This is a genomic window from Dysosmobacter sp. Sow4_B12, from assembly GCF_052116665.1.
Taxonomy (GTDB): domain Bacteria; phylum Bacillota; class Clostridia; order Oscillospirales; family Oscillospiraceae; genus Oscillibacter.
On the sequence record NZ_JBQKKR010000011.1, the window covers coordinates 68765 to 80224 of the forward strand.

Below are 11460 nucleotides of genomic sequence, written 5' to 3' on the forward strand. Positions count from 1 at the left end.
TCCTTATTCGCCCAGATAGGCCGCGATGACCTTGGGGTTGTTGGCGATCTGCTCCGGCAGGCCGGAGGCGATGGTCTGGCCGTAGTCAATGACCTGGATGCGCTCGCACACGTTCATCACCAGGGCCATATCGTGCTCGATGAGCAAAATCGCCACGCCGAAGCGGTCCCGGATGGTATTGATGCACTCCAGCAGCTCCGCCGTCTCCGTGGGGTTCATGCCGGCGGCAGGCTCGTCCAGCAGCAGCACCTTCATATTGGTGGCCAGGGCCCGGGCGATCTCCAGCTTGCGCTGCTGGCCGTAGGGCAGGTTGGCGGCGATGACGTCCGCCTTGTCCTCCAGGTGGCAGATGGCCAACAGGTCCATGGCCTTCTCGGTCATCTCCTTCTCCGCCTTCCAGAATTTCGGCGTGCGGAAGGTGGCGTCCAGCATATTATAATGGATATCCTTGGTAAAGGCGGTCTTTACGTTTTCAATGACCGTCATCTGCTTGAACAGCCGGATGTTCTGGAAGGTACGGGCCACACCGGCCGCCACGAACTGGTGGGGCTTTTTGCCGTTGAGGGGCACGCCGTTCAAAAGGACGGTGCCCTCCGTGGGAACATACACGCCGGTGAGCATGTTGAACACGGTGGTCTTACCCGCGCCGTTGGGGCCGATGAGGCCCACCAGCTCTCCCTGGTAGATCTGGATGTTGAAATCCTGCACCGCCTTCAGTCCGCCGAAGGTGATGCCCAGCTTTTTCGTTTCCAGGACAGGTGTTTTCTTGCCCTCAAGCATGTGCCTTCGCCTCCTTCCGCTCCGTCCGCTCCGCCTGTTTGCGCATGCGGGCGGCCTTCAAGTCGCTGCCCAGGTTGATGAGGGAAAACTCATAGGAGCCAAAGATGCCCTTGGGGCGGAACATGATGACCACGATGAGCACGATGGCGTACACCAGCATGGGGTACTGGAACACGCCCTGCACCGCCGCCGGCAGTGCCGTCACCCAGGCGCCGTTTTTGATCTGGTAGTTCACCAGGAACATAATGACCGCCGCCACGATGGAGCCCGTCAAAGAGCCCATGCCGCCCAGCACCACCATGACCACGATGAAGGTGGAATTCAAAATGCCGCCGTTGGAAAAGGCGAAGGAGGAGGTGGACAGCGTGGCGTTGGCACAGGCGTACAATGCCCCGGCCACGCCGGCGAAAAAGGCGGAGTAGGAGAAGGTCATGATCTTGTAGAAGGACGTGTTGATGCCGGAGGCGGAGGCGGCGATCTCGTCGTCCCGGATAGCCCGGATGCAGCGTCCGTACTTGGAGCGAATGAACATGAACATCATCACCAGGCACAACAGGGTCACCAGCAGGGCCATCCACAAAAAGCTGACCTTGCCCTTGCTGCCGAAGCCCAGGCCATTTTTATACAGGGACGAGGACGCGGAGCCCAGGCTCAAGCCGTCCTGGCCGCAGAAGGGGAGGTTGTTGATGATGTTGACAATGATCATGCCGAAGCCCAGGGTGATAATGGCCAGATAGTCGCCCTTCAGCCGCAGGGCGGGGATGCCCACCAGCAGGCCCACCAGAGCCGCCAGCAGGCCCGCGGCCAGGATGCAGCCGATGAGGACCGCCAAAAACACGGGGCCCTCCTTGTCCTCAAACACACCGCCCCGCTCACAGGCCAGGCTCAAAAGAGCCGCCGTGTAGGCGCCGATGGCCATGAAGCCGCAGTGGCCCAGGGACAGCTGGCCCAAAAAGCCCAGCACCAGGTTCAGCGACGCGGCCAGAATGATGAGGTAGCAGCACTGCCACAGGCAGGGGGCCAGCACCAGCTTAAAAGAGCCGCTGCCGCCCATGGTGGCCGTCAGAGCTTGAAAGAGGGCAAACAGAACAACGATGACGGCGGTATTGAGCAGGTATCCCTGCTTGGTTTTATTCTTTTTCATACCTTTTCACCCACATTCTTCCCCATAATGCCGGCAGGCTTCAGCACCAGCACCACGATGAGGATCAAAAACACGAAGGCGTCCGCCATGCTGGAGGAGATGTAGCTGGTGGTGAAGGACTCCACCAGGCCGATGACCACACCGCCCAGCACGGCGCCGGGGATGATGCCGATGCCGCCCAGCACAGCGGCCACGAAGGCCTTTAAGCCCAGCAGGGAGCCCATGGTGGTGTAGATCTTGGGATACTGGGCCATGTACATCAGCGCCGCCACAGCCGCCAGTCCCGAGCCGATGGCAAAGGTGGAGAGGATGGTGTGGTTGACGTTGATGCCCATGAGGGTGGCCGCCTCCTTGTCCTCGGAGACGCACCGCATGGCCCGTCCCAGGCGGGTCTTTTGGGTGAACTCATACAGCACCACCATGACGACGGCGCTGATGGCGATGGTGAGTAAGGTGGTATATTCCAAGGTCACGCCGGCAATGCGCAGGCCGCCGGCGGAGAAGATCTGGCTTGCAACCTTGGGGTTGGGGCCGATGGCCGGAATGGCCTGGGCCAGATTTTCCAAAAACAAGCTCATGGCGATGGCGGTGATGAGGGCGGTCATGTTGGTGCCCTTTTTCCGCACGGGGCGGTAGGCGATGAGTTCCGTGCCCATGCCCACCAGCGCGCACACCACAATGGCCACCAGCACGGCGGACCAGGCCGGCAGGCCCAGCGCCAGCGCCGCCGGAATGGTGAAGATCATGGTGTAGCCGCCTACCATGATGAAATCGCCGTGGGCGAAGTTGATGAGGCGGATGATGCCGTACACCATGGTATAGCCCAGGGCTACCAGGGCATAGATGCTGCCCAGGCGAAGCCCCACGGCCAGCGTTTGGATAAATGTACTCACGATTGGGTCTCCCCTTTCTCTTCCTTCTAGAAAACAAACAGAGGAGGCGCGCCCGGGTCCGGGCGCCCCTCCTCCGCGCCATTGCAGAGTATTCGTTCGGTTGTGTCAAGTATTACGCTTCGGGCAGCTCCTTGACCACGTCCACCAGCGTGGTGGTGACCTCGGAGCCCTCGGAGGCGAAGGAGACGATGGTGGCGCCCTTGACGGGAGTGCCGCTCTCATCCAGGGTGAAGGTGCCGGTCACACACTCGTAGGTAAGGGAGGTGTCAGCCATGGCGTCCCGGACGGCGGCGGCGTCAGCGGAGCCGGCGGCCTCGATGGCGGTCTTGTACATGTACACACAGTCATAGGCCAGGGCGGACATGGCCATGGGGGTCTCGCCGTACTTGTCCTGGAAGGCCTTGACGAAATCCTGCACCAGTTCCGACTCATCGGCGGGGTCATAGTGGTTGGTCCAGTAGACATCGTTGAAAGCGGTCAGGTCAGCGCCTTCCACCACGTAGGAAGGAGCGCCGTCATAGCCGTCAGCGCCCATGATGATGCCGGTGTATCCGGCGGCACGGGCCTGGGTGACCAGATAGGGGCCGATGACATCATAGTAATACGGCGCGTACACCAGATCCACGCCGGCGTTCACCATGGAGGCAAACTGGTTGGTGTAGTCCTGCACGTCCATGGAGGCGGTGGACTCCACGGCGGCTACCTCCACGCCGTACTTTTCGCAGGCGGCGGAGAAGGAGTCATACAGTCCCTTGGAGTATGTGTCGGCTGCGCAGTAGACAACGCCCACCTTGGAGTAGCCCGCCTGCTTGGCGTAGGCGGCGGCGATGGCGCCCTGGAAGCTGTCGGCGTAGCAGGCGCGGAACACGTAGTCATCCTCCGTGGTGATGGAGTCAGCGGTGGAGGAAGGAGAGGTCAGGCAGACCTCCTCCTCGTTGGCGCTGTCGGTGATGGCGGAGGTACAGCTGGAGGTGCAGGAGCCAACGATGAGGCCCACACCCTGGGAGACCAGGGAGTTAAACGCGTTCATGCATTCCGTGGGGTCGCCCTGGTCATCGGCATTGACGACCTGGATCTGAGAGCCCAGCACGCCGCCGGCGGCGTTGATCTCCTCCACAGCCAGGTTCACACCGTTGACGATGGCGGTGCCGTAGGCGGCCAGGTTGCCGGTGTTGGGGGAAATGGTACCCAGCAGGATGGGCTCACCGCTGGCGGAATCACTGCTTTCGGCAGGTGCGGCGCTTTCTTCCTTCGTTCCGCCGCAGGCAGTCAGAGACGCGGCCAGACAGCCGGCCAGCAGGATACTCAAAAATCTTCTTTTCATAATGGTGCCTCCTCAATGTAAAATCTCCCTAAAAAACGAAGGACGCGCGGATGAAAACCATCCTCGCGTCCTTGCGTTTTCCTCATCATAGTCTCTGTTCGTCGTTTTGTCAATTACGTCAAACACACAAAACATTCGGTTAAAACGTCTCTATTTTCGTAAATCGAAACAATTTCAAAAAAATTATTCAGCGCTTTAAAAAAGCAGTCAGCATTTTGCCATCATACACCGCAGCATATCCTCATACCTGTTTTTCATAGTGCCTGCAGCACCAGGCACCAGGCCGGGACCGCCAGCAATGAAAGCAGCGTGGACACGGTGACACAGCCGGCGGCAAAGCGGGCGTTGCCGCCGTATTTGGCCGCCAGAATGGCGGTGGTTCCGCCGGCGGGCATAGCCGCCAGGACCACGGACACGTCCGTGACCAGCTCCGCCGTACCGGCCAGGCGGCACCCCAGCAGCAAGAGTCCCGGGATCAGCACCAGGCGCACAGCGGAGAAGTACAGGGAATCCACGTCCAGGAAGTCCTGCCGGTCCACATCGGCGCAGATCATGCCGATGAGGAACATGGAAAGGGCGGTGTTGCAGTTTCCCAGAGACCGGATGGTGCTCCCCAACACCCCCGGCAGCTGCCACTGGGTCAAAAGCAGCGCAAGCCCGATGAACACCGCGTCGATGCAGGGATTCCCCAGGACCTTTTTCCACAGCTTCTGCTTGCTGCCCTTAGTGAAGAAGCCCAGACCCACCGTCCACATGGCGATGCGCTGGGGCGTTAGGTAAATGGACGAGAGCAGCATCCCCTGGCTGCCGAAAATCCCGTCCACCACCGGAGAGCCTAAGAAGGCGGCGTTGGAGCATAAGGTGGCGTACCGCAGGGCCGGCTGCTTGGAGGGGTCCCGCTGCCGGTACAGCGCCAGGGCCAGGCCCCAGCAGCCCAGCTGCAGCGCCGTGGACACCGCCAGGATCTGCCACGTCTGCCGCAGGATCTCCCCGTTGAACTCCATGCGGAAGGATTGAATGATGCTGCAGGGCAGCACCAGCTTGATGATCAGCTCCGTCAGTCCCCGCTGAAAGCTGCCGTCCAGGATGTGCTTTCGTTTGAACAGCAGCCCCAGGGCCAGCAGCAAGAAAAGCTGACCCTGCCGCGCCAGCATACCGGACATATCCACGGCGTCACGCCCCTTTCCATTGTTTCTTCCGTCAAAGCGCCCTTACAGGCCGGACAAGTCTCCCCGCTCCAGCTTTCGGACCCCTTCCAGCCCCACCAGGCGGTTGAAATCCGCGAAATCCATCATCTGTCCGCTCCAGCCGGCGGTGGTGCCGGTGCGCCGCAGCGTGTCCGCCAATCCACGCACCGCCCAGGCGGCGGCGTACACGGAGGCCACCGGGAACAGCACCGCCGCGTAGCCCAGCTCCTGGAGCTCCGCCGCCGTCAGCGCCGGAGACCGGCCTCCCTCCACCATGTTGGCCACCGTAGGCAGCGGCAGACGCCGGTTCACCTCCCGCATCTCCTCCGGGCTCTCCAGAGACTCCACAAACAAAAGGTCCGCCCCCGCCTCTGCGTACAGCCGGGCCCGGCGGATGGCCTCCTCCAGCCCCAGGGTGGTCCGGGCGTCGGTCCGGGCAATGATGAGAAAGTCCGGGTCCCGCCGGGCGGCGGCCGCGGCGCAGAGCTTTTCCGCCATCTCCTCCGCCGGGATCACCTGTCGGCCTGTCATGTGGCCGCATTTTTTGGGAAAGGTCTGGTCCTCCAGCTGGATGGCGGCGGCTCCCGCCCGCTCGTATTCCCGGACGGTGCGGACCACGTTCACCGCGTTGCCGAAGCCGGTGTCCCCGTCACATACCAGAGGCACTGTCAGCGCGGCGGCGGTGCGGGCGGCCCGCTCCGCCATCTCCGTCATGGTCATGAGGCCCACATCCGGCGCTCCCAGGCAGCTGGCGGACTGGCCGTAGCCGGTGAAGTACACGCCGTCAAAGCCCGCCTGCTCCAGGATCTTGGCGCTGAGGGCGTCGTATGCCCCCGGCAGCACTAAAATCTCCGGCGCCTCCACCAGTGCCCGCAGCCGCTTCCTCTGTTCCATGGTGATCCCCCATTTCCGGATTTTGTTTGAACAGTTCTATTGTGCGGTAGTTTTTTTCGGATTGCAACGTATTTTTTTGAAAAAACAGACGGGCGGTCCAGCAAGACCGTCCGCCTGTTCTGTTGTGCCATTACTTGTTGGCAAAGGCCTCCACATCCGCCTTGGCCGCCTGGTAGAAGAGGTAGGTGTCGCAGGTGTAGCTGACGAACTTGATGCCCATGTCCCGCCACTTCTTGGCGCCCTCCACGGTGTCGGCAAAGCAGCCCAGCTTCACGCCCTTGGCGTTGGCCTTGTCGATGATGCCCTGGATGCAGGCGATGACGTCGGGGTGGTTCACCTCGCCCACGTGGCCCAGGGAGCTGGACAGGTCATAGGGCCCGATGAACAGCACGTCCACACCGGGGACGTCCAAAATCTCGTCCAGGTTCTCCACGGCCTTCTTGCCCTCGGCCTGGATGATGACCACGGTCTCCTGGGCCTTGGCGAAGTACTCGCTGCCGGGCATGGCGCCGTAGCAGGCGGAACGGACGAAGCGGTTGGTGCCGCGGGTGCCCACGGGGCCGTACTTGGCGGCGGACACCACGGCGCGGACCTGGTCGGCAGTGTCGATCTGGGGGACCAGCAGGGCGCCGGCGCCCACGTCCAGGGCCCGGTCGATCCAGATGTCCATGCCGCGGGGCACGCGGACCACCGGGCACACGCCGGCCACGTTGGCGGCGCGGATCAAATTCTGCAGGTTTTCAAAGGTGCCTGGGCCGTGCTCCATATCCAGCAGCACGAAATCATACCCGGCATAGCCGGCCGCTTCCACATAAGCGGGGTCGGAGGTGATCATGAAGGGGCCCAACGCACCCTGGTCGGAGTCCATGGCGGCCTTGAACTTGTCAACACTTTCCATGGAGGGCATTTTCAACTTATCCATTGCAATTCTCCTTATCTTTTTTCGGCAGCGCGCCGTTTATTCCGTATTGTGGAATTTGATTCCATATTCAATCTATACCTATTGTACGCACATTTTCACCTGTTTGTCAACAGGTCAGCGCCGTTTTTTCCCTTTTCCCGCAAGGATCTCCGCCGCTCCCAGGAAAATGGCGAAGTCCGCCAGGTTGAACACATACCGGCAGACCGGCTCCGGCGCTTTTGGGAAGCGCACATAGTCGTACACGCTGCCGTGGCGCACCCGCTCCCACAGGTTGCTGACGCCGCCGCCCAGCAGCAGTCCGCAGCCCACCCGGCTGTCCCGCCGCAGCGGCAGGGCCCCGGCCATCAGGGCAGCGGACAGCGCCGCCAGCTGCCGGCTGTTCAGCCCCAGCAGGCCGAAGGCGGAGCCGTGGTTCCGCAGGCCCGTCAGCTGGATACGCCCTCCGGCGTGAGTGCTGTCCCGCCGGGTGTCCCGGTCCAGATACCACCGGAACGCCGTACAGGCGGACGCCGCCGCGCCGGCAACGCACATGGTCAAAAGCATGGACTCACTCCTCCTTGTTCTCCCGGGCCTTCTCCAGGGCGGCTTTCACCGCCCGGGCCTTGCCCGGCTGGTTGTTGCGGTCCATAGCCGCCGCGATCTGGGCCATTACCTCGTCCACTTCCGCATGGAAGGCGGAGGCAGACAGCCGCAGGGCGCCGTGGCCCAGGATGATGAGCTGCTCCGGCCCGTCGGAGGTGGCCACCTTCACCCGGTGCTGCCGGCCGATCTCATAGGTGGCCTTTTCGATGAAGGCGTCCGCTGTCTCCGCCTCCTTGGTGTAGACCACGTGGATGTTGTGATACTTCTCCACGGAGCCCAGGCCGCCCTTGACCTTGTAGGCGTCAAACACCAGGATGACCACGGACTTTTTAAAGCCCTGGTAATTGCTGAGAAGGTCCATCAGCTGCTTGCGGGCGGCGTCCAGATTGTCCCGTGCCACCGCCTTCAGCTCGTCCCAGGCGAAAATGATATTGTAGCCGTCCACCAGCAGATACTCCGGCCCCAGGTCCTGGGAACGGATGGTCCGCTTTTCCGCCGCCTCCGCCGGTGCGCGCTTCGGCTCCCGGGGCGGCTGGAAGGCCCGCTGCTTCACAGGTCCGTAGGTCCGCTCAAAAATGGCCCGCAGCTCCTTGTCCTGCTCCAGCGTCCCGGCGTAGGTGCTCTCCCGGCGGGGCTGGGGCCTCTCCTCCGGCGCCGGGGCGGGCGCCCCCAGCCGCAGGCCGCTGTCCACATGGGCGTGGGCGGGCACATCGCTCCACTTGACGGTGTAGCCGGCGCCGTGGCCGCAGAACACGGAGTCCGGTGTGTTGTCCATATCCCGTTCCGGGTCGTAGCCCATGGCCTCCGCCACCTCTGATTGCCGCGGGCAGGGCTCGTAGCCCCGGAGGGTGCACAGGAGCCGGCCCCGGCCCCGGGTGTAGGCGGTGACCTCCCGGGCGTAATTCTGCAGTGCCGCCACGGGGGCGCGGCCGGTGAGCACCGTCTCCTCCCCCACCGTCTCCGGCGGATCTGTCTCTCCGTTCATGCGCTGGAGATCGCTCATGGCCCGGCCCACCTGGGCGGCGGGCACCTCCAGCCGGAACTCATACCAGGGCTCCAGCAGGATGCTCTCCGCCTGCATGAGGCCCTGCCGCACCGCCCGGTAGGTGGCCTGGCGGAAGTCGCCGCCCTCCGTGTGCTTCACATGGGCCCGCCCCGCCACCAGGGTAATTTTTATATCCGTGATGGGCGAGCCGGTCAGCACGCCCAGGTGTTCCTTTTCCGCCAGGTGGGTCAGAATGAGCCGCTGCCAGTTCCGGTCCAGCACATCCTCCGGACAGGCGGTGTCCAGCGTGACGCCGCTGCCCCGTTCCCCGGGCTCCAGCAGCAGGTGGACCTCCGCGTAGTGGCGCAGGGGCTCAAAGTGGCCAATGCCCTCCACCGGGGCGGCGATGGTCTCCCGGTAGACGATGCTGCCCTGGCCGAAGGCCACCTCCATGCCGAACCGCTCCCGGATGAGCCGCTGTAAGATCTCCAGCTGCACCTCTCCCATAAGCTGCGCGTGGATCTGCCGCAGCTGCTCGTTCCAGACGATGTGGAGCTGGGGGTCCTCTTCCTCCAGCTGCCGCAGCTTCGTAAGAGCCGTGTGGGGGTCCGTCCCCTCCGGCAGTTGGACCTGGTACGTCAGCACCGGCTCCAGCAGCGGCGCCGTCCAGGCGGTCTCCGCCCCCAGGCCCTCCCCGGGACGGGTGCGGCTGAGGCCGGTAACGGCGCAGACGGTGCCCGCGGGCGCCTCCTCCACCGGGCGGAATTTGGTGCCGGAGTAGATGCGCAGCTGGTCCGCCTTTTCCTCCCACACCCGGTCCTCCGAAAGGCCGGAGCGGCGGTTGGTCAGAAGGTCCTTCACCCGCAGGGTGCCGCCGGTGACCTTCAGCCAGGTGAGGCGTGCTCCCTGGCTGTCCCGGCTGATCTTGAACACCCGGGCGCCGAATTCCACCGGGTAGGCCGGAGCCCTGCCGTAGCGGCCAAGGCCCTCCAGAAAGTCCTCCACCCCCTCCAGCTTCAGTGCGGAGCCGAACCAGCAGGGAAACAGCCGCCGGGCCGCGATCATGTCCGCCAGGTCATCGTCGCTGACTGTGCCGGTGTCCAAAAACCGCTCCAAAACGCCCTCGTCGCAGACGGCGGCCTCCTCCCAAAAATCCCCCTCCCGGCAGGTGAAATCCACCACGCCGCCGGAGAGGTGGCGCTTCAGCCCCGCCAGCAGGGCATCCTTATCGGCCCCCGCCAGGTCCATTTTATTCACGAACAGGAAGGTGGGAATGTGATAGCGCTCCAACAGCCGCCACAGCGTCCGGGTGTGGCCCTGGACGCCGTCGGTGCCGCTGATGACCAGGATGGCGCAGTCCAGCACCTGCAGCGTCCGCTCCATCTCAGCGGAAAAATCCACATGGCCCGGGGTGTCCAGCAGCGTCACCGCCGCCTGGGGCAGCGTCAGCTCCGCCTGCTTGGAAAAGATGGTGATGCCCCGCTCCCGCTCCATGGCGTCCGTGTCCAGGAAGGCGTCCCGGTGGTCCACCCGTCCCAGCTTCCGCAGCACGCCGGCGGTGTACAGCATGGCTTCCGACAGCGTGGTCTTACCCGCGTCCACATGGGCCAATATTCCAACGACCAGTTTTTTCATGGCACGCTCCAAACTCATAAAAATACAAGAGTATCATACCATTTTCCCTCACAGGGCGCAAGGACGCAAAAAGGACCCCGCCTAAGCGGGGTCCTCAGGCTGTCGAAAAAGTCCAGCATAGCTGGGCTTTATCGCATTTATATGGTAAAATAAGCATGGGTGATGAAAGATGCTGGAACGAGGGAAACTGGATCGCGGAATCGTAGAAATCGTGGATACAGAAAGTCTGGTGCCGAGAGATCATCTGCTGAGAAAAATAGATGCGGCGGTAGATTTTAATCGACTCTATGAAATGGTGGAACCACTGTACAGTGAGGATAACGGACGTCCCAGCGTAGACCCAGTGGTACTGTTCAAAATGGTTTTGATCCAGCATCTGTACGGACTGCCATCCCTGCGGAGAACAGCAGATGAAGTTGGCTTGAATGTAGCTTACCGCTGGTTCCTGGGATATACGCTGCAGGAGGAAACACCGCATTTTTCCACGGTGAGTTATAATTTCCGTCACCGGTTCACAGAGGATACAGTGAACCAGATCTTTAGCTGGATACTGGAAGAAGCAGCGGAAGCAGGTTACCTATCCCCGAAGGCAGTGTTCATAGACGGTACCCATATCAAGGCAAATGCCAATACAAAGAAGCAGATAAAAGAGCAGGTGCCTGTGGCGTCCAAGCATTATGCGAAGGAGCTGATGGCGGAGGTCAATGCGGACAGAGAGGCACACGGCAAAAAGCCGTTTGACGATGATGACGATGAGCCGCCGACAGCACCTAAGAAGCGAAAAGACAACACTTCCAAGAGGAAGCTGGCCCGCAGGAAGAAAGAGAAAACACACACGGTAACAAAGAGCGTGACTGACCCGGACTGTGGCTTATTTGTAAAGGGAGAGCACAAGCGGCAGTTCGCTTACGAAGCCCATACTGCCTGTGACAAACACGGTTTTGTGTTGGAGACAGTGGTAACTCCCGGTAATGTTCATGACAGCGTGGCCTTTGATGAGGCATATGACAAGGTAACGAAGGCATTCCCCGAAGTAGAGACCATTGTTGCAGATTCCGCTTACAAGACTCCGCATATTTGCAAGAAAGTATTTGGTGATGGAAGGGTTCTCTCC

10 protein-coding genes are annotated in these 11460 nt (G+C 62.0%); 1 reads left to right on the plus strand and 9 read right to left on the minus strand.

Annotation, left to right across the window (positions count from 1 at the left end; genetic code table 11):
- Positions 1-3: 3 nt before the first annotated feature.
- The 9 genes from ACTQ4R_RS10100 to ACTQ4R_RS10140 all read right to left on the minus strand — a co-directional run bounded on the left by ACTQ4R_RS10100 (position 4) and on the right by ACTQ4R_RS10140 (position 10346).
- The gene (locus tag ACTQ4R_RS10100) at positions 4-780 is read right to left on the minus strand and encodes an ABC transporter ATP-binding protein (protein WP_441628299.1); all 777 of its coding nucleotides are present in this window, start codon (positions 778-780) and stop codon (positions 4-6) included.
- Positions 773-1924, minus strand: a complete 1152-nt coding sequence (locus ACTQ4R_RS10105; protein ID WP_441628301.1) for a branched-chain amino acid ABC transporter permease — start codon at positions 1922-1924, stop codon at positions 773-775. Before ACTQ4R_RS10105 ends, ACTQ4R_RS10100 begins: the two co-directional genes overlap by 8 nt.
- Positions 1921-2820, minus strand: a complete 900-nt coding sequence (locus ACTQ4R_RS10110; protein ID WP_441628319.1) for a branched-chain amino acid ABC transporter permease — start codon at positions 2818-2820, stop codon at positions 1921-1923. The genes ACTQ4R_RS10105 and ACTQ4R_RS10110 overlap by 4 nt, the downstream gene beginning before the upstream one ends.
- A 109-nt stretch (positions 2821-2929) precedes the next feature.
- Positions 2930-4141 carry an ABC transporter substrate-binding protein gene (locus tag ACTQ4R_RS10115; RefSeq protein ID WP_441628303.1) on the minus strand — a complete coding sequence of 404 codons (1212 nt, stop codon included), beginning with the start codon at positions 4139-4141 and terminating at the stop codon, positions 2930-2932.
- A gap of 254 nt (positions 4142-4395) precedes the next feature.
- Positions 4396-5304, minus strand: a complete 909-nt coding sequence (locus tag ACTQ4R_RS10120) for an AEC family transporter (protein ID WP_441628321.1) — start codon at positions 5302-5304, stop codon at positions 4396-4398.
- A 48-nt stretch (positions 5305-5352) separates the two neighbouring features.
- Positions 5353-6222, minus strand: coding sequence for an isocitrate lyase/PEP mutase family protein (locus ACTQ4R_RS10125; protein WP_441628305.1), 870 nt, complete (start codon positions 6220-6222; stop codon positions 5353-5355).
- 130 nt (positions 6223-6352) lie between these two features.
- Entirely contained in the window at positions 6353-7144 is a 792-nt protein-coding gene (locus tag ACTQ4R_RS10130; RefSeq protein WP_441628307.1) for an HpcH/HpaI aldolase family protein, read from the minus strand.
- Positions 7145-7258: 114 nt separating this feature from the next.
- Complete coding sequence (locus ACTQ4R_RS10135; RefSeq protein WP_441628309.1) at positions 7259-7687, minus strand: signal peptidase II; 429 nt, start codon at positions 7685-7687, stop codon at positions 7259-7261.
- A gap of 4 nt (positions 7688-7691) precedes the next feature.
- On the minus strand, positions 7692-10346 hold the full coding sequence (locus ACTQ4R_RS10140; RefSeq protein WP_441628311.1) for an NYN domain-containing protein: 2655 nt from the start codon (positions 10344-10346) through the stop codon (positions 7692-7694).
- 169 nt (positions 10347-10515) lie between these two features.
- Between ACTQ4R_RS10140 and ACTQ4R_RS10145 the strand changes: the two genes are divergently transcribed.
- A partial coding sequence (locus ACTQ4R_RS10145; protein WP_441628313.1) for a transposase occupies positions 10516-11460 on the plus strand: 945 nt, incomplete at its 3' end.

Bases quoted from the DNA above. Each gene is read 5' to 3' on its own strand.
- ACTQ4R_RS10125 (WP_441628305.1), bottom strand. From the start codon at position 6,222: ATGGAACAGAGGAAGCGGCTGCGGGCACTGGTGGAGGCGCCGGAGATT.
- ACTQ4R_RS10115 (WP_441628303.1), bottom strand. From the start codon at position 4,141: ATGAAAAGAAGATTTTTGAGTATCCTGCTGGCCGGCTGTCTGGCCGCG.
- ACTQ4R_RS10130 (WP_441628307.1), bottom strand. From the start codon at position 7,144: ATGGATAAGTTGAAAATGCCCTCCATGGAAAGTGTTGACAAGTTCAAG.
- ACTQ4R_RS10135 (WP_441628309.1), bottom strand. From the start codon at position 7,687: ATGCTTTTGACCATGTGCGTTGCCGGCGCGGCGGCGTCCGCCTGTACG.
- ACTQ4R_RS10120 (WP_441628321.1), bottom strand. From the start codon at position 5,304: ATGTCCGGTATGCTGGCGCGGCAGGGTCAGCTTTTCTTGCTGCTGGCC.
- ACTQ4R_RS10105 (WP_441628301.1), bottom strand. From the start codon at position 1,924: ATGAAAAAGAATAAAACCAAGCAGGGATACCTGCTCAATACCGCCGTC.
- ACTQ4R_RS10100 (WP_441628299.1), bottom strand. From the start codon at position 780: ATGCTTGAGGGCAAGAAAACACCTGTCCTGGAAACGAAAAAGCTGGGC.
- ACTQ4R_RS10140 (WP_441628311.1), bottom strand. From the start codon at position 10,346: ATGAAAAAACTGGTCGTTGGAATATTGGCCCATGTGGACGCGGGTAAG.